This window comes from uncultured Anaerovibrio sp., from assembly GCA_902786545.1.
Lineage (GTDB): Bacteria > Bacillota > Negativicutes > Selenomonadales > Selenomonadaceae > Anaerovibrio.
Window position 1 is genome coordinate 1 of the sequence record CADACU010000011.1, and the last position, 20,703, is coordinate 20,703.

The 20,703-nt window shown below is 49.5% G+C and carries 5 protein-coding genes; all 5 read left to right on the plus strand.

From position 1 onward, the window contains the following. The first annotated feature begins 432 nt into the window (after positions 1 to 432). The 5 genes from QZV24_RS03495 (at position 433) to QZV24_RS03515 (ending at position 20,695) form a co-directional block, all read left to right on the plus strand. Complete coding sequence (locus tag QZV24_RS03495) at positions 433 to 657, plus strand: FeoA family protein (RefSeq protein WP_290655310.1); 225 nt, start codon at positions 433 to 435, stop codon at positions 655 to 657. An 11-nt stretch (positions 658 to 668) separates the two neighbouring features. Then, positions 669 to 2,582: a ferrous iron transport protein B gene (gene feoB, locus QZV24_RS03500; protein ID WP_294520180.1), complete on the plus strand. Its 1,914-nt coding sequence runs from the start codon at positions 669 to 671 to the stop codon at positions 2,580 to 2,582. Positions 2,583 to 2,595: 13 nt separating this feature from the next. Beyond that, positions 2,596 to 2,745, plus strand: coding sequence for a FeoB-associated Cys-rich membrane protein (locus QZV24_RS03505; RefSeq protein ID WP_294520183.1), 150 nt, complete (start codon positions 2,596 to 2,598; stop codon positions 2,743 to 2,745). A 430-nt stretch (positions 2,746 to 3,175) separates the two neighbouring features. After that, positions 3,176 to 5,656 (plus strand): leukotoxin LktA family filamentous adhesin, encoded by a 2,481-nt coding sequence (locus tag QZV24_RS03510; RefSeq protein ID WP_294520186.1) that lies wholly within the window; start codon positions 3,176 to 3,178, stop codon positions 5,654 to 5,656. 138 nt (positions 5,657 to 5,794) lie between these two features. Then, positions 5,795 to 20,695, plus strand: a complete 14,901-nt coding sequence (locus tag QZV24_RS03515) for a hypothetical protein (protein ID WP_294520189.1) — start codon at positions 5,795 to 5,797, stop codon at positions 20,693 to 20,695. The last annotated feature ends 8 nt before the right edge of the window (positions 20,696 to 20,703 follow it).

Consider the following 20,703-nt stretch of genomic DNA (forward strand, 5'->3'; position numbering starts at 1 on the left):
GTCCATGCAACACCTATTGCAGGCGGCTTGAGGATTTTATCTCTTGAGATATACGGTTTTCAAGGAGCCGTTGGTATTTTCTATGTGGGAAGTTTGAGTAATTATGATAGCAATAAATAATTGAGTTTTTATTACTAAAATTGAAATGATTAGTATAATCCAGATTTTTAGGAGAGTGGGAAACCATTCTCCTTTTTTGTGGCTTTTTTGCAAATGAGAGTGCGTTTCACTTGACAAAGGAATTGAGAAACTGTATCATAATCTGTGTTAATGATAGTTATTATCATTTTGGTATCTCATCCGGCAGGTTTTATGTGTTACTTCCCAGACAGGGAGGCAAGGGGTGAGAGTCAAAATTTTTCAGCCTTTTCCTTTGGAGAGGCGCCCTCTGCAGGAGGGGAATGAGGTCTTTTTAGACAAGGAGGTTTCTTGATGAATTTAAAAGAGGCTAAGCAGGGAATGACCCTACGGGTGGAGTCCATAGGTGATTCCCTTTTGAAAGAGCGGCTTATGACCATGGGACTTATTCCGGGAGTACGGGTAAAGGTGATGCGGTCAGCTCCTTTAGGTGACCCGATGGCTATAAGTATTCGTTCGTATAATTTGGCAATGCGTCGTGATGACGCTGAAAAGATTGAAGTAACGCAGGTGGGATGAGGGGAAATACAATGGCAATTAACAACAATATAATGCGGGTAGCCCTTACTGGTAATCCAAATACCGGCAAGTCTACCATATTTAATGAAATAACCGGAGCCAGACAGAAGATTGGTAACTGGCCAGGCGTGACTGTAGACAAAAAAGAGGGTTCGGTGAGATTTGGTGACAAGGAAATCCATGTTATCGACTTGCCAGGTACCTATAGTGTAAACGCCCGCAGTCCGGAGGAAAAAATAGTAATTGATTTCCTGCAGGAAAATACCATGGATTTGGTGGTGGATGTTATTGATTCTTCCAATATGGAGAGAAATCTCTTCCTTACGGTACAGCTGCTGGAAAAGGGCATTCCACTTATGCTGGACCTCAATATGCAGGACGAGGCCAAGCGTCGTGGTATTAAAATTGATATCAAGAAGCTGGAAAATATTTTAGGATATCCTGTATTGGTGTCCATGGCCCGTGATGGCAAAAGTATTAAAAATATGTTGCATGTGTTTACTTCCATATCCATGGCAAGCTATGGACCAAGTGAACGACTGCAGGAGCATATTGCCAAGATACAGGAGATTGAAGCCAGTGGCCTTTCCGGCATTGAGCTGCAGGAAGCAATCATCAAGCAGCGTTACGCCTTTATTGACACTATTATGGATGAAGTAGTTGAGGTTTCCAATGTGGGACCTAGCTTCACTGAGAAAATGGACCGGGTTTTGGCCAATGGCTTTTTGGCTCTGCCGCTGTTTTTGGTCATTCTATATGCTGTGTTCCAGATTACCTTTGCCTGGATTGGTCAGCCAATAGCGGATGCGCTGGATGACTTTATTGCCGGTGATTTCACCGAGTGGGTAGCCGGTGCCTTGGAGGGGGCCGAGGTGGCTGATTGGATGCAGGCCTTAATCCTTGACGGTATTATTGGTGGTGTAGGATCAGTTCTGGTTTTCGTTCCGTTGATTTTTATTTTGTTCTTCTGCTTGAGCTTTTTGGATGGTACCGGTTATATGGCCAGAGTAGCCTTCATTATGGACCCGATTATGCGTCGGGCTGGTCTTAGTGGTAAGAGTGTAATGCCACTGATGATGGGCTTTGGTTGCGGTGTACCGTCTATTATGGGAGCCCGGGCTTTGGATAACGAAAAGGATAGAATGTTGTCCATCTTGGCAGCTCCGTTCCTGACCTGTGGAGCTAAGCTGCCGATAATGGCCCTGTTTGCGGCTATGTTCTTTCCTGATAATGCGGCAAATGTAGTGTTTGCTATGTATATTGTGGGTGTGGTAATGGCTATTGTTTCTACCAAGCTGCTTACTGCGACCAAGTATAAGACGGAAACTGCCACATTCCTGTTGGAGCTGCCTCCGTATCGGATGCCGGATATGAAGACGGTTCTTCTGGAGACCTGGGACAAGGGCAAGGGGTATCTGGTGAAGGCCGGTACCATTATCTTTGCCGGTTGCGTTATCATTTGGTTCTTGGGAGCTTTTAATTCCAGCGGTATGGTAGAGGAACAGAGTGAGTCCTTCCTGGCCTCTATTGGTGCGGTGGTTGGAGCTCTGTTTACCTTCCATGGCTTTGGCAACTGGGAGGCCGGTGCAGCAGTTATTTCCGGCATTTTAGCCAAAGAGTCGGTTATTTCCACCATTGGTGTGCTGTATGGCCTGCCTGAAGTATCGGCTGAGGCCGAAGATGCCGTTGAGACAGCTGAAGCGTTGGGAGCTACTGGTATGGCCGCCGCCTTTACCAGCTTGTCGGCTCTGGCCTTTATGGTATTTTCCCAGCTGTATACTCCATGTGTAACGGCATTGGGTACAATCAAAAAGGAAACCAACAGCTGGAAGATGATGTTCTTTGCTGCAGGCTATATGTTTGCCATAGCTTGGGTAGTTTCTTTGGTGGTATATCAGGGAGGAAAGCTTCTGGGCTTTGAATAAGGAGGTGCCATATATGGCAACTTATGTAATAGGCATTGTTTTGGTGGCGTTGTTTGGCTTGGCCTGTCGTCACATTTATAACAATTATAAATCCGGCAAGCACGATTGTTGTGGCACGGATTGTGGTTGTGGCTGCGGGTGCAGCTGTGAAAACCATAAATAAAAAATAAGCCGGGAGCGAGCTGATGAGCTTTGCTTCCGGCTTTTTGCGTGGCGTTTAAGACGAGTATATGAGAAGGTGGACAGGAGGTGTGATGCAGATAATAATATCCAAATAACTATGTGATGCAGGTAAAAATGAATATTTGTTAGTAAAAAGTTATTAAATTTGATAACATATAACTATACAGAGGTTATTATGAGTTGGAAGGAGGGTAAACTACTAAAAAAGAAAATGGGGAGATACCCGGTTTTGATTTCTTACTTAATGAATTGGAGCGGACAGCAATAAACATAATAGATTTGAATGGTAAATTGAGACTTATTTTAGTTGAACCTTTAAGTTCCAACTAAAAGTAGTCGAATCAATTTTTGAGTAAAAAGATATAGCAGGGTTAGTCGATTTCAATGACAAAAAGGAATAGGTGATTTCCATGGCATACGGATATAGCAGCAAAAAGCTAAGCAACAAAAAGAGCCTTGCGAAAACAAGGCAAATGGAACCGAGGTTGCTTCTTGCATCATTGGTTATGGCAGCAGGTGTTTTCGCCTATCCGCTTGACCTTGGTGAAGCGGCGATTGTCAGAGAAAACGGTGCTGTTCTGGATGCTTCGGGGCTGGTTCATGATATTGATCCGGAAAAGGTAGTGAGCAATGATTTTGCCTACAACCGATTCAAGGAATTTGACTTGAATCAGGGGCATATTGCTAACCTTAAGTTCGGTGATGCGTCAACCCTAGCTAATCTGGTAAATAATCAAATAAATATAAACGGCATCGTTAATGCTGTACGGAACGGAAAGATTGACGGTAATCTTATTTTCCTTAGTCCTGATGGAATAGCCGTGGGGGCATCAGGTGTTATTAACGCGGGACAGTTTACGGGGCTGGTTCCTACCAGAAATGCCTTTGATACATTGTATAATACTCCGGCTAATATTACGCTAGCGGCTGTTAATTCGCTTAATACCGGTTCCTATGCCAATGCCAAGAGCATTGACATAAAGGGACAAGTAAATACCCACAGTGGAGTTATGCTAGGGGCGGGCATCATCAATATTAACGATGGGGCCAAAATTCGGAGCACGAAGGATTTGGATTTTAACAGCTTGGTTAATATATCGGGCGGGGTATCCGCTGGTTTGAATGGCCTTACCGCCTCTCAAGGTGCTGGCGGCGATATTATTATCACGGCCAAAGAGACATCCAATGTCAAGGATACCAACCCTATCCGTTGGAGCGAGCGTTCAACGGACCTTTCGGCTGCCATAAATATTGGTAAGGATGCCCAGACTAATGGTGTTCAGATTACCAGCAGTGACGGGACTGTTAAGCTTACGGCAGCAAGCACCAGTACCTATGAGGACAGTACTCCAATGACCCTGACGGACACATTGAAGGGCATGATATTCGGGGAAGATTCCGCCCTGGAAGGTACTATTGACAAGCTGGCAAGCAATGAAGCCGGAGCCAACAAGTATCTCTTTGTGAACTATTCCAGCAAGAAGAACAAGTCTTCCGTTAATATTGGGACAAATAGCACTATTACGAGTAAAGATATTGATATTGCTGCCACCTCTCAGGTGGAAATAAAGCAATCCGTTGCTGTCCCTTCCCAGGGTAAGGACAGCAATGGCAATACGGTGGGAAACACTTCTGCTATGCCAGTGGCTGCCGTGGCTATTTCTCGCGTCTATAACACGGCAGACATAGTTATCGATGGCAATCTAACGGCTAGTGGAGCAAATGGTGATGGTGATGGCATTAAGATTTCTGCCAATGCTGATACCAAAGCCGAGCTTTCAGCAACAGCCGGTGGCGGTGTTAATACTTCGGCCGTAGTTGGTATGGCAGTTCTGACCGGTGACACCAAATCCAGGGTAACAGTGAATGCCCCTGCGACAGGGACTACAGCTCTGACGGCGACTCAGGGCAAGGTGTCCATTGGGGCTGGCACCACCAGTGACATCAATGTTGATGTGAAAGCCGTGGGGGCAACCAGCTATGTAGTTTCCAATGTTGGTTTAGTCAACTACGATACCAACGCTGATGTGACCATGAATTGCTCCATAAATGCCGGAGCAGTGGACATAAAAGCCGCTAATAATACCACTGGGTTGAAGCTGACTGTGAATAATGAGGCTAAATCAGATGCTTCCGCCAAGAAAGAAACCGCCCAGGCTGACAGTGACCAGCAGAGCGAAGATGATACGGCGGCTAATGCGGAAAAAAATAAACCAGATTCTGAGAAATCCCAGGATGAGAAGAACAGCGAGCAAAAGTCCATTGACCCTACCAAGGTAGTTAAGGATGCCAATGTAGACACTAATGATGAAAAGGCTAAGGATGCCACCGGAACAGATGGCAAGGGGGGCATTAAGGACATCAAGGACAAGGTGGAAGGCACCAATGAGGGTGGCGACAATGCAAATAATTATTCTGCCTTTGGTCTTGGTGCAGCTGTAGGTGTTGTTTCCAATAAAAATGATGCCAACATTACCATTGGTAAAAATGCAGTTATTACTGCTACCAAGGTATCGGATACTGTAGATGGCTCGGTTAAGGTGGCGGCTGATTCCCTGATGACGGCCACCAAAGACAATGAGAATAGTCTTGGATTTACAGTGAAGAATACCCAGGCCAACTCGGACAAGGTGGAAATTGGTGCTGCCGTTTTGGTCAGCAATGTAAAGAACAATGCCAATATAGTGCTTGACAGCGAAGGGGATAAGTCTGCCCAAATCAAGGGCGAAGCCGTCTCCATGGATGCTTCCGCCGGCATGGGTAAGTACAAGAAGGATAATAAGGATACGAACAGTGTCCTTTCATACGAAGTGAGCAGTGAGGGCCAGGCCAATAAGGTGACCCCGGCCACTGTTGTGTTGGATGGTTCTGTAGGTATCAATACCTTATAGAATAATGCCATTGTACTTTTAGGTCAGCAGACCAAAATCGATGGTAGTAAGGTAAAGCTGTCTGCCGACGCTACTACCAACGCCAAGGGAACCTATGGTGCCACCGAGGCTAACGGCAAGGTGGGGGTAGGTTCCACCATGGGACTTCAGAACATCAGCGACAACAGCTTGATTATGGCCGGTAAGGGCGTAACTCTTAATGGTACTGAGTCGGTTAGTGCTAACGCCAGCACTGCTCTCGATGGTAAGAATGAAGTGAAAAATGCCGGCAAGGGAGATTCCATCGGCGTTTCCGGCATGGTGGCCCTCTCGTATGGGGATAATAATAGCGTTATTTCCTTGGATGATGAGACTGTCATCCAATCCCCTATAATTAGGCTCACTGCCATGAACTCAACAAACATAGACAACTCTGCCCGTAGCCAGTCAGAGGGAAGCGAAAGCTCCAAGGCATTCGGCATCGGTGTGGGCATTGTCAACTATGACGTGAACAGCATTGCCATGGTCGGCGACAATGGCAATGGTATTAATGCGCCTTCAGGAAATACCACCGACGAGGAAAAAGCTGCCAAGAAAATATACGCTGATGCGGCACTGGCACGAAACATTGTTGGGAATACCCTCTCCGAAAAATTGGGAGCAGCCACGACCGGTGACGCCAAGGGTAGCATTACTACGGAAAAACTTTCTCTTTCGGCCATCACAATGGGCCTGCTTTCGAACGACGCCAAGGCCAAGACCGTTTCCTCTGCCACAGCAGATATGAGCGAGAACGTAAACCAGCGGAAGGACTCTGAAAAGTGGGGGCAATGGTCCGAGAAAGGCCGGAAGGGAGCAGAGGAGGCCAAGGCCAACACCGAAAATCTGGAACAGGACAAAGTAGCGTCGCAGAATGACGAAGCTGCGCCGAATGCCTCCCAATCGGCGCAGGAGGCCGGAAAGGCAGCCAACCCGGATGCGGTGCCGAAAAACGATGGTGCAGCACCACCAATAGGAACAAGCAAAAGCGCTGGTGCATCCATCGGCGCCGAGGGCAGCGTTGCCCTGACCTTCCTCGGTGGACGGACAGACGCTGTGCTGGATAACGTGACGATAAAAAATGTAGATAATTCTGCCCCTGCCGATGTGAAATCCGTCTCCCTTTCTGCGACGGATATTCTTGGTTCCGTCACCTTCGGCGGCACGGACATCAAGAACACGTTGCGGTCGGACAGCTCTGCCACCAAGGTAGGCATCGGCGGCACCTTCGCCATGAACGAATCCACACGGGATGTGGATTCCCTGCTGCGAAATTCCATTATTCAGCAGGTGAAGTCTGTCTCGAATTCCGCCGTCAAAATGGGTGTTGAAGCGGCGGCAGGCATGGGCGTCAGCGCCTCCAAAGGCAACGGTACGAATATCTTTGGTGCAGGTGTGGTGTATTACAATCGGGCCAAGCAGGACATTCACGCCTTGATGATTGACAACACCATCACGGGAGCGTCTGACGGCACTGGAATCATCACCAACAAGTCCAAGGGCACTGATTACCAAATTGCGGGCGGCCTTACCGCTAACTTAACCAACGGCAGTACAACCAATGTTGGTGTGGGCGGTGCTGTGGCTGTCAGTGCTCTGGAAAACAATCTGTCCAGTGGCATCATCGGCGGAGAATATCAAAATTTCCAGTCGGTGAACATTGAAACCCAAAAAGGAACCACCCAACTCAATGGTGCATTGGCAGCGACCTATGCCGGAGGTAACAGTGGCTACGGCTTTGAAGGAGCCTTTGCTTACACCAGCGCAAAGAACACCACCCATGCCTATATTTCCGGGGCAACCATAGAGGGTCCACAAGCAAGCGCAGTAAATGTCAAAGCAGGGGAAGTCCCTGTTCTCAAGACCGATGCAGAGCGCACCGAAGAAAAAAATGCAATTGACAGCGATGACAGCTTCGATGAGAAGACCAAGTCCCTTCTGAAGGATGCGGTGGACGCAGATAAGAATAATAAGGAAGTCCTTGAAGCAAAAGGAATAGACACCACGGGAAAAAGCTATCTCGATACGACAGAGGCAAAATCCGCCCTTGACGGCAATAGTGAGAATACCGACGCTGGCAAGGCAGCGGACCAGGCGGCGGACAATGAGAACACTGCCAAGCGGACACTGGATGCAAACAAGAGCCTCACCATCACTGCCGCCATGGCCGGCGGCTGGAATGGTAAGGCCGGTGTTGGCGCAGGCATTGCCTATAGCAATGTGAAGAACGACATCGCGGCGGACATTAAAAACTCTGTCATCAAAGCGGATACCGTGAACGGTGAGGCGGCCAGCGATTCTATTATTGTTTCTGTGGGCGCGGGCGTTGCCATTGGCGGCAAGGCGTTTAACGGGGCTGGCTCCGGCAGCTGGAATGACCTCAAGAACGATACCAAGGTTACTTTCGCAAACAACACCATTACGGGAAAGACCATTAGCGAACAGGCGGAGAATGCCTCCACCATCTTCAATATCGCCGGCGAGACAGCGGGCGGACAAGGCATGGCCCTTGGACTGTCCCTTGCCTACAATTCCATCAACAATACCACTGGGACGTATCTGACAGGCAATACCGTAAATCTGTCCGATGCGGCCTCTATTACCCTTGCGTCTGCGAACAAGAGCACTGCTTTGGCAGTGGCCGCCGGAGTGGATGTAGAGGCGAGCAAGGCCGTTGCTGGTGCAGTGGGAACCGTGGCCATCAACCGGGGCAATAGCAATACGGAAAGCATCATCGACGGCAAGACGGCTGGGAATACCGTTGCCAATACTGAACTTAACAACGTGCAGAAGCTTTCTGTTACGGCGACGGACCTGACGCAAAAGACTACTGTGGCGGGAAGCGTATCCGTAGGAAATGCCAAAGTGGGGGTCGGCGGTGCCGTTGCCTACACTGCCATTGGTTCTGCCGACAACAAAGAAAAATTGCGGGCAGAAATCAACCATGCCGACATTACAACGACTGAAAACGGCAAGATTGAAGTCTCCACTGCGGACAACAGGACAGACGGAACCACAACGGAGAAGTCCCGTGTAACCACCGTGGGGGCTGGTATCGGCGTAAGCTGGGGCAAGAATCCTCTCAATCTCCAAGGCGCAGCGGCAGTATCGGAAATCAACAAAGAAAATCGTGCCGTCCTGAACAACACAAACATCAACGCAGCCGATGCCGCAAAGCATCCGACGATTGATGTTGTGGCAGATACCAAGAGCAAAATCAACACCGTGGGCGCCGTAGGCGATATATCGGTGGGGAATTTTGCGGCCGGATCCGTTGGCCTGGCCATCAATCGTATTAATCAAGATACATTGGCAGAGATGGCAACTGACGACGGAAAAACCACGAAAGCAAACATGGGACTCACCCAAGTGCGTGCCACCGGCGATGGTGATATACATTCCGTAGGCATCGGGGGAACCGTGGCCGTAAACGGAACAGCTTCCTTTGCTGGCTCCGGAAGCTACAATTACATTGATAACGATGTGGACGCTATCATCAAGAACCAAAATATCACATCGAACAGCAGCGTAGGTACGGTGGCCCAGAGTGATGACCGCCTCTACAATTTCGCCGGGGGCTTTGCTATCGGCGCGAACACCAAGGCGGCATTGGGCGCGGCGGTTGCTATCAATGAGATCACCGGTAGCACCGATTCACTGGTGCAGGGTGGCTCTATTGTGGCAGCGGGCACTGATAACATCACAGTTACAAGACCGCAGGATGATAATCTCTTTACCACGGAAAATATAGACCTCACTACGGACAGGGAAAAGCTCAGCGACAACCGTACCGAAGAACAAAAATCCGGCATCGTGGTGGACAGCTCCGCCACCCATACCATCATTTCCCAGATGGCCTCCGGCGGTGTGGCGGCTTCTTCCAATGTGGGGGGGGGCCTTGCGGGCACGGTGAACCTGAATACCGTCAAAGGGAAAACTACGGCCAAAATTCAGGATGCCAGCATTAATTCTTCGGAGCAATATTCTGATGTGAATGTAAACGCTAAAGACTATACTAATTTAGGCTCCTTCACCGGCACAGCCTCCGTTGGCGCGGCGGGAACAGTGGGAGTCTCTCTTGGCGTGTCCACAAACTGGGAGACTTTGGGTCGGACGACAGCGGCGGAGGTGTTCTCCACCTCTGATAAAAAGAAGGTATACTCAAAGAATCTCACCGTTGACGCTACCGCCAAGCATGGCTCCTCAGCATTGGCATTCGCCGTGGCCGTGGGTGCCGGCGGAGACGCAGGCGTTGCTTCCGGCGACAGCATCGTGCGCCGTGATAATACAAGCGAAATCAGTGCAAAGATGGACAATGTGGATACAGTCTTTGACGGTAACGCCGAAATCAAGGCTTCACATCTTGGCAACAGCAATACCATGAATATCGGTGGAAGTATTTCCGGCGGTTACGGCACAGCGGCAGCAGGGGCCGGCGTGTCCATCATGGACGATGCTTCCATCGTGAAGGCGGAAGTGAAGGACAGCAACCTAAAAGCAAAGGCTGAAGGGAACGAAAAGAATATTTCCGTGGTTGCGGAAAACGAGAACAACTGGAAGAATACCCTCGTCACAGCCAGCGGAGCTGTGGGAATTGGCGCAGGTCTGGCCGCCAATGTGGGCATCAACAACACTACCAGTGAAACTACCGCCCTGGTGACAAACAGCAATCTGGAAGCCAATGATATCACTGTGAAGGCTACGGACACACTGAGAGCTGATTCCACAGGTGGCGTGGGTGCTATTGGTCTCGCAGGCGTCAGGGTGTCTGTCGCCCTGAACAATGTGAGCAACAGTGTAAGTGCCAATGTAACGGGCGGCACCATCAAGGCGGCAAATAATGCCGTTGTAGCAGCAGATGAAACGCGGGATATCAAGAGCAGCGTGACAGGTGTTGCTGTAGGTGGTGTCGGTGCGGGCATTAATGTGGCAGTCACCTCGATAAACCAGAGCATCACCGATGCCCAGCTCAGCAATGCTGCCGACGAGGACGGCAAGAGCATGGGCACTGATAAGGTTACAAAAGACGAGATGAAAATTCACCTGGACAGCGTGAACAACGCGAAGGGGGCACTTGGTACTGCCGGTGCAAAATTCTACGGCTTGACAGCCTCAGATAAGCAAAACCTCGAAACGGCAAAAAATAAGGAAATAGACCTCTCTGTACCTGATTCTGCGGCCAATAAGCAGGGCGTCCATACCCAGTTCGATGGAAACGCATCCTTAACAGCCGGTAAGGATGTCATTATGACGGCAAAGGAGACCAGTGATATTTCTGCAAAAAATACAGAAGTTGCTGTGGGTGGCACTGTGTCCGCCAGTGTTACGGATGCCATCATCCATGTGAACCATGACACGGATGTGACATTGGATAATGCTGCCATTACGGGCAATAATATCAATATCGAAGCCGTTCAGACACAAACTGGCGACGGTTCCAAAGTCGATGTGAACGCAGTCGAAGTGGGAAGCATTGGCGTTGGCGTTGGCTACGCTGGCATCGTGAACAAGGGCGCAACGGATATCAATATCACGAACAGTGACATTGAAAGCAAGGGGAATATCACCGTCAACGCAAACGACGAGAGCAAGAGCAGTGCAAAAATTGCTAATACTGGGGTTTCTCTGGCCCAAGCTGCGTTCACCTTTGCCAATGTGAAAAATGCCGGGAATGTGGGCGTCACACTGGCCGGAAAAAATGAAATCTCCGCTGCCGAAGGTATCACTATCGATGCGAAGAAAAATAACGCACTGGAATCCCATACCCAAGGCGTGGGCGTCAGCGGCGCTGATGTGGCAGTGAACCATGCCACCATCGATGACAAGGGGACTGCTGCGGCCAAAATTACGGGCATTAACAACACATTTGGCACATTCGCCGCCAAGTCGTTCCATCTGGGTGCAACCAACAACACCATGGGCAAGCTCAGTGCAGGCAATACCACCGTCTCCATTCTCGGCGTGAGCCGGATGCTGGGCAAGGGCAATATGGATTTGGGCGCGGAAGTAAGCGTGGCAGGTGGTACCTTCAACGCAAAAACGGTAGCTTTCACCTCCCTGCTGGGGGATGTCAATGGTCGCACCCTTGAGGGCAATGTGAAGGGGCAGAACGTCTCCGGCGTGGCTGTCGATCCGGATGCAGTTGTACTGGACACCAATGCTACCTCCAAGGTCATCGTGGAGAACAGCACCTTTGACTCGGATGCTAATCTCGTCTTAAACAGTAAGTCCTATGTGGACCGTAAGGCGTATATCAATGACGTCACCGTGGGTGCCGTGGCGGTGGGCAATACCAGCGCGGACATCAGTGGCAAGGAAACACTGACTGCTTCCCTCACGGGGAAAACAGGACAAACAACAATACTAAACAGTCTGCGGGTCTTGGCTTATGGCGAGAACAAGGGCAAGGCACTTGCCACCGCAGGTGGCGGTGGACTGGTTGACTATGTGGGGGCCCATGTGGGGAACACATCAACGAGTAGCGTGGAAAGCCGTATCGGCGGCCAATGGGATGTTCGTGATTTTGTATCCCTTTCTGCTACTCACCGGGATGAGACACGTCTGACGGCATCGGAAGGGCATGGTGAAGTTGTGGGCCTGAGCGGTACCAGTGCAAATAATGTAATCACCACCACCACCAGGGCCACGGTGGAAAAGGGTGCGGATATCATCGGCAACCGTTTAGAGGCGAGCGCCATGAATTACATTATCACCGGAGCCTACGACGATATAGACGAAAACGGAAAAGCCGATGTACGTTCCCATACCTTGGAGGACTATTTCGGTGGCATCATTTCCGGCAATAGTCTGCGTAGCCTTATGGACATCACGGAAAACAGCAATGTCAGCATCGGCGAAAATGCGAAAATCACTACATCAAAACTACAGGAATACATCGCATCTTCCCTGAATGACCTGACGAACCATGTCAATACCAAGGGCGGCGGCGCAGCAGTGGAAACCGACGCAGTCAGCGAAAACAAGCTGAATATCAACAACACGGTGGATGTGCTGCGTGGTGCGACGCTAAACAGCGAAAAAGAGGCCTCAAAAGAGAATATCATTCTCTCCGCCTACGACAACCAATCCCTGAAATCACATGCCGACGCTACAGTGTATGCTTTTGCCGGCTACTCTCTTGCGGCCAAAAATAAGACCACGATGAATCGCACGAACAATGTAAATGTAGCGGGTACAATTGACAGTGGTAGCGATGTTGGTCTCTACACGGGATACGATGCGCAAGGCATAAAGTCCAATCTTAAGGCCGACCTCAAGGCAGGTGCCTACAACTACTCGGCAATCCCTGTTACATCCCCGGATGTGGACTATAATATTGCCGCGGACAAGGGAATGGTGGATGTAAGCGGGACCGTGCGTTCCACCGGAAACATCAACGCTATTGCCAGTGGCGGCAGGGAAGAGATTGCCAAGGACGAGAGCAAGTGGGAGTGGACCATTGGTGGCTCCAGCACGGACAAGAAGTTCCTTTCCTCCAATGCGGTCGTTGAAAGAGAATCATCGGATAAGATGAAAGAAAGTACTGTCAATGTGACTGGTGCCCTCATTGCGGGCACTGCCGATCCTATTAATGTAACCATCAAAGGCACCGTAACGGGCGGGCTCCAAATCGAAACGGACAACAACCTAACCAACCAAAAGGTGAAGGCTGGCATAACACAGGGGACATTTGACTATGCCAACACTTTGAGCGAGCGACTGGATGAGCTAAACAAATTGATTGCCGCCTATGATGCCGAAAATGATGGCGCAAATGACGGCAAGATGGAAGCCTATGTCCTGGAGCGAGGGAGAATACAGGGCAAGATGGTAGAACTGGGGCTCACGGAGACAGATACAGACGGTAACATTGTATATATCAGCTCCGGCCGTCCGGTTTTCTATGTAGATATTCCGGATATCGCCACCAGTGGTGGAAATATCAATGTGCAGGCCAATAACCTGACCGGCACCGGTGAGCTGCGCGCCAATGCTGCCCCTGACATCACCATCAAAAATGAATCCGACGCCTATCTGCGACTGAACAATGTCATCATGGGTGAGCAGGGGGGCCAGATCGTTTACAATGACGATAATGTCATTCCGCCAAATGTTTCTGAAGGGAACGCAAAAATCAACGAAATCAATGAAGCTAAGGGAAAAGCGGCCTTCAGCAGTATTTATGGTGAAAACGATGGAAAGCCATCGGAGCTTTTGGTGGACAATACCTTCGAGGGCGACAGAGAGAGTACTGTCAAGCTGACGCCGGAATTGAGAAAAGAGATTATGGATAGCGATGAGCTGACGGATGAAGAAAAGCAAACATACATTGCAGAAATCAAAAACGGCAACTTCAAATATATTGCCATCACCGATGTGGAAGTGAATGGCACAATAAGCAATGCCTGTGGCAATGTGACCATCAAAAACGAAACCGCATATGGGGATATCCACATCAATGGCGGTACACAGGAGCGGCCAACAGGCATATCGGGAGCCAATGTCAGACTCATCGCAAAAGGCAGTATTGTTCAAGACTACAAAGAGGGCATAGTCCATATCAGCGGTGAACCGGAGAATTACCTTGCGGATGTGGCCAATAATCTGCAAGAAGACTTGAAGCAGAAAGGTTTTGACGAGACGAGTAATAGCGATGAAGCGCAATTGAAAGAATATAGTCGTGACGGCATCACTGTGCCGACAGGCTATATCGCTGGTAGTGATATCTATATATCCGCCGCCAATATCAATGTGAACGGACTGATTCAGAGCGGCTACAAGACATACGCCGCCACAGTGGAGGAGGAGCAGCTGGCCACGGCGCAAAAGAGTCCGGCGGACCGTGCAGCAATCGTCCAAAACCGCACCATGTACAAGGTCAACGACGGCGGGGTCAAATGGGATAGCTATGATAATGCCTTTTACTATGAGGCGCAGGTCTATTGGGATCCTTCCGCGAACAATCTGGTGGTGGAAGATATCGAACCGACGGGGGGCAAGGTCTATCTGACGGGCAGGATTGCCAGCACCGACGGAATCCTTAATGAGGCCATGCCTCCTAGCGGCAGCGCATACGGCAGAATATTGGTGGCTGATGGTGCAGCGAACATTTTTTTGACGAACAAGACTGGGCTGGACATGAATGTGGGCAAAGTCATCAACAACCAACGGGAGGGCGTAATCACCATTGCCGACACGGCTAAGAATACCTGGACCGAATACAGGAGAGGGCAGACCCGTTATATAGCGGACCATGCCACCTATTTGGGCGAGCATGCGAATGTTGAAGGCGATATTTACAAGGATGCCGAAGTATCAGGCAACAATCTTTCCTACGACAACCCGTTGACGTACGATGTAAAAGATGGGCAGATATACACATGGGTCAATGGCAAAAATGTGCAGTCAACCAAGACCTATGAGAACACGAAGAAGTACGCTGCTTGGGGCTTGATTAAGACCTCCAGCAGCGAGGAGCTGGTAGCACTGGAGCAGGAATCAGAAGTAATTGATGAAAGCGACAGAAAGGATATGGGTCTGCCTGAGGGAGCTGTTCTCTCTACCGATGAGGTTGCTAATCCAAGAGGTGAAGTGGCGCCTGGTTATCTGACTCTTCACGGAAGTACCAAGGTTTTGAGCCAAAGGGTTTATGACAAGGAAACCTATACTAAAAAATCCGGTTTTCTCGGCTGGAACAAGAAGAAAGTTACCCGGTGGAAGGACGATGCGACTACCCTGGTACTTTACAACTATTTAATGGACGCCTCCGAGGACATTGGAATTGGGTTGCTCGGTGATGAAAAGGGCAGTATCAAAATCGATAGCGTCGGCAATGTGAACCTGACGGGCAATATGGCCAACTCCCACAATGAGGCGGAGCTTGAGATTGTATCCGAAGGTGGCGGCATTTCCCAGAGTGGCAACACGACCTTAAGAAGCGAGAATGTGAGGCTGACGGCCCATGACGATATTACAGGTCTCCATATTGCTTCCCTCGGCTCGAAAGATGCAAACGGCAATGTGACGGACAATATCCAGCTGCACGCCGTTTCCACCGGCAAAGGAAATATCGATATTACCGCCGTCGGCGGTGTGCTGGAAGATCGATTCCTGCCTGGGAATGTGGAAATCTTAGCATTGGAGAGCCAAGACGGCAGCACTGTTTTCAACAAAGATGCGGTGCTGGGGAATGTGACATTGAACGCCACGGGGAATATCACCCAGTCGGAAGGCGGTGTGGCCGTAGCTGGTTGGAATATCAACCTGTCCAGCAAGAAAGGCAGCATCGGCACGGAGACGCAGTCCGTCCAAATCGTCTCTCCGGATGCGCTCATCTCTAATGATAGCCATGGCGCGCAGGTTAACGCCAGCGCGAACGGCAACATCTATTTGGCGGAAGCGGCGCCTGGTGGCGATATGCGCATTGGCAAAATCGTGTCCAAAGAAGGTGATGTTAACCTAACTGTAGCTGATGGCTCTTTCATCGATGTGCTTTCTGGCACCTCACTGTCCTCTGAGAGCGTGGACAGCAAGGTACACCATTGGATTGATGCGGGACTAATCGACGGCGAAAAGGACGCGGATGGGAACTATACCTATAAGGGTGCGTATATCACTGGCTTGGAGAAGAAACGCGACGACTACAAGGCTAATGTGGAGCTTGCTTATATGGGCAAGACGAAGGAACAGTGGGCAGCCGAGTATGTGGAGCAAAAAACAGCGGTGGAGAAGATTTATGCTTCAGCCGATTACCAAAACTACAAAGCAGGCACAGGTGCTTACGCAGGCCTTACTGACGCGCAAAAGGCAGAGAAGCTGGCAAAAGACGGTAATAAGAACTATGTTGCTTACGCGCAGTACGACACCGCGGGTGCCTATCTTGAACAAACCGCCGCCTACAAGTATTCCCAGTACGCCAATGCAGAGGAATATTTGGCGAAGGATGACACCTATAAGTCTTTGGTCGATAAGGCAAATAATCCAACCTTTGAGTGGACAAAGGAAATGATGCTCTACGCCGTCAGAGAAAAGCTGGTGAATAAGGACAGTGGTGACAGCGATCAGACAGATCGGGAAGCCAGTGTCTTTGGCAAGAATATAAACCTGACCGCCGCAAAGGGCGTAGGTACTTTCGATAGTCAGCCAATAACGATTACCGTGGACGATTTGTCCGGAGCAGATAATATTGCATATATGAAGCAGCTTATGAACGCAGATGCCGCCGATGTTACCGTCAATCGTGACGAAAACGGCAATGTAGAGTCTTTCCAGATTATAGGTAACATTCCATTGGGTGTTAATCTGAAGGAAGGCGGCATACTGAATGTGCAGGCTGGTGGCACCGTCTCCGTGGCTGGCCGCACCGATATGAAGGAGGAAAACTCTGCTATAAACATTGGCACTATCGATGCAACCCAAAATGGCGCAACGGGCGATGTGCGCCTATTTTCCGAAAAAGGAATCTATAACGCACTTAATAGCAACCAAGCCAATATTACGGCCAATAATCTGATTCTCATCGGCGGTGCGGAGAGCATCGGAACTTCGGCCAAGCCTTTGGACGTTTCCTTGAGCGGTGACTTGATAGAGGTCCGTGCTGATGAAAATGTGTTCATCAAGAATGTGAATAGTAATGATTTCCTCCGTCTGGGAGCCATGTTCGCTGGGGATACTATTTTCCTGAATAGTGAAAAGGGCTTCAAGATGAGCGATGCAAACGCGGATATTGCCGATTCCTACATCAATGCAGGAAAGAAACTGGTATTTGATACGGACGATGACAACGGCATCGTTGGCGACGATGATCATGCAATCCGCATCTTGAACGACCGCGCTACGGTGAACATTGCGGCGAACTCCGCCCATATCCGGGGCATGGACAGCCTTGCCGAGGATATTCATAACGGAACATTAATTCTTGGGAACATCAATATCAAGAATAATTTTGCCGTTGAGAGCGAAGGTAAAATCTCCCAGACTGACACAGGCAAAATCGTTGCCGATAATGTCACGGCAAAAAGCGGGGGATCCCTGTCCTTGGAAAGAGGGGAAAACAAGTTCAACAGCATCACCGTGGACGGCATCGAAACCCAAACGGGCGAGAAGCCGGCCATTTCCGGGGATGTTCGTATTCAAGACAGTGTCGACACGCTGACCGTCGCCATCAACCGGGATGTGACTGGGTCAGTTTCCGTCAAAAATAGCGGAGATTTGGTGCAGGCGCAAGATACGATAATTAAAGCGGGTAAGGATGTAACACTGGCCTCGACGACAGGTTCTGTTTTGCAAGAGACGGGCACTGGCATCCAGGCGCAAAAGGTTACCGCTGTCAGCGCTGCAGGCGTGGATTTGCGGGGGGTTAACAATGCTTTTGGTGCGCTTGCAGTAGAGAATGTGGACGAAAATACTTCCCTTCAGGGAAATGTTTTGGTCAAGGACAGCGCAGATAAGCTGGAGCTTTCCGGGCAGTCTGTTGTAAACGGTGACATTGCCGTAGAAAATACAAAAGAAAAAGGCATACTCCATGTGGTTTCAGGTAAACTTCAGGCAAATGGCGACGGAACTGGCAACGCCAAGGGGATTATCTCGCTGAAATCCGACGGTAGCCTGAATACAGATGTAAAGCTCGTGGCAGCAGACGACATAAATCTCACCTCCGTCAGCGGAGATGTGTCTATCAACGGTGATATCTCCACCGGCGATAAGGCCCTCGACGATTTAAGAAACTACGATCCGTCAATCAAGAATTTCAACTCCCTGATTATCAAGGCGGGCGGTGCTGTAAATGAGGCGGCGGGCGTAAAAATCGAAACGCCGGTGGTGGAGACTTACACCGGAAAAGGTGTGTCTCTGGAAAGCGATAAAAACGCGTTTTCCATCTTCGTTGCCGACGCGTTGAAGGATGGCGGTGTCATTGGCGGCAGTGTCAAGGCCACAACCAACTATTACGACGACGACAGGGATGATTTCATCGTGGGCGTGAAGACACCTATACAAGGGGATATTAAACTCACCAATGTTGCTCAACGGGGCGGACTTGATGTTATTGCTATGGACGAGGACGCTACCATCGATGTCCTTGGCGGGAACGGTGCCGAAGGTAATCTGATCCTGAACGCCGGCGATAATGTGGGGCTGCTTGGAAAAACCAAGGTGGCGCATGACATTGTGGTCAATAGCGCAAACGGACAGTTTGTTGGCTTGGGCAAAGACATGGATGCTGGACACGATGTCCTCTTATCTGTGGGCGATGAGCTCACTTACATCGGAACAATCAGTGCCGGAAATGACATTGATATTCGGGTCACAAACCCAAGCTCTGATGGAAAAGGCATCCGTATCGGCGAATTATCTGAGAATGAAACCTTGCTTAAAGCTGGGAATGAAGCCCGTTTCTATGTAAATGGTGATGGTAATATTCATTTTGCCGGCGATGTCATTGCCGAAAAGGGCGATGTCATTGCGGATATTTCCGGTACAGGCAATGTTGAAATTCATAATTCCGTCCAATCCGAAAATGCAAGCGTGTCGATGGGGACAGAAGCTGGAAATATTGTCATCGGCACCGACAACACGCCGAATGATGAAACTATAACGGCAAAGAAGAATATCTCTGTCGGAACCAATCGCGGGGACATTATCATTCAAGGTAAAACATCCACGGAAACCGGCGACATCACGATGAAAGCCGGAAAGAACGACTATCAAAAAGGATGGAACCTTGGAAACTTTATCATCCTGGACAACGGTAAACTGGATTCCGGCGGCGGCGTCACGCTGAACGGCCGTAACGGTGATATATTCATTACTGACGATATCCAAGCCAAGAAAAGTATTACGGCCAATATCGTCGACCAGGGAAGTGTGTATTTTGAAAGGGATGTTAATGTCAATGGAAGCGTAAGCATCCAGACTGATGATGGCGATATCTCCGTCGGGCATATGGTGCAGGCTGCTGAAAATATTGATATGACTACGAACAAAGGTAATATCGACATAGGTTGCGCCGTTACCTCCACCGGAGGCAGCATTGATATCCGTGTGGGAACTGGCGATGTCACCATCGGCGACAATGGGCCGAATGTGGACACTGTTACAGCACAGGATAATATCAATATTGATGTGGATTTAGGCAAAATATATGTTAAAGGAAAAACTTCCACACAGACGGGAGATATTTCCATGTCCGCCGGCGGCAGTCAATATACGCCGGGTGCCCAAAATATCATCATTGATTTAAACGGATTAGTGGATTCCGGACGGGATGTGAGTCTGACGGAAAGGAATGGCGACCTGCATGTGACGGATGCCATTCTGGTCAAGCGAAATTTGACGACCAAAGTCCGCGAAGACGGCGGCGTGTACTTCGAGAAGCTGGCAATCTTGAAAGGCGATCTAGCATTGTCTGGCAACGACATCTACGCCAGAGGGATTACAGCAGTTACCGATGGCTCGGTGTTTAAATTTTCAGCCACTGGCCCGGATGACCAGAAGCTAATTGGCAGAAATTTTTATGTTGGAAGCCTTCGCTCTAAGTATGGTACGCAAATGCCTAGCCTTTGGACGCAATACGGTTATCTTCATGTGGACAAAGGTGACCTTGCCGTGGATGATGCGCTAGCCGTGGACAAACTGTATATTGATAACTCACAGACGAATTTGGCCATCTACGGTCGCACGCCTACGCATGATGGCGAACAACTGGTATACTGGAACAATTTGGATATGGCATATGATAAGGAACGGGCCTTCCAGCTGTATACTGATGGTAAGGTCAGGACCAATGGTGCCGTTCTGATTGATGCCGGCAGAAATTATGACAAGCTCTATGGCGATAATCTCAGTGTAGTGGACATGATGCGTGAGCGTCTCACCAACTTGCACGGCTGGTACGCCTTCGACAGCACGCAACTGACCAAGCCTGGGCATATCATGCGGGAGCCAATGCTCTTCGGGACTGAGTCAACGGATGTCATCATCCGCCAGCAAAATGCACCAGACGCTGAAATTATTATTGAATAACCTTTAGG

Coding starts and splice junctions, on each gene's coding strand:
- QZV24_RS03505 (WP_294520183.1), top strand. CDS start 2,596: ATGGCAACTTATGTAATAGGCATTGTTTTGGTGGCGTTGTTTGGCTTG.
- QZV24_RS03495 (WP_290655310.1), top strand. CDS start 433: ATGAATTTAAAAGAGGCTAAGCAGGGAATGACCCTACGGGTGGAGTCC.
- feoB (WP_294520180.1), top strand. CDS start 669: ATGGCAATTAACAACAATATAATGCGGGTAGCCCTTACTGGTAATCCA.
- QZV24_RS03510 (WP_294520186.1), top strand. CDS start 3,176: ATGGCATACGGATATAGCAGCAAAAAGCTAAGCAACAAAAAGAGCCTT.
- QZV24_RS03515 (WP_294520189.1), top strand. CDS start 5,795: ATGGGACTTCAGAACATCAGCGACAACAGCTTGATTATGGCCGGTAAG.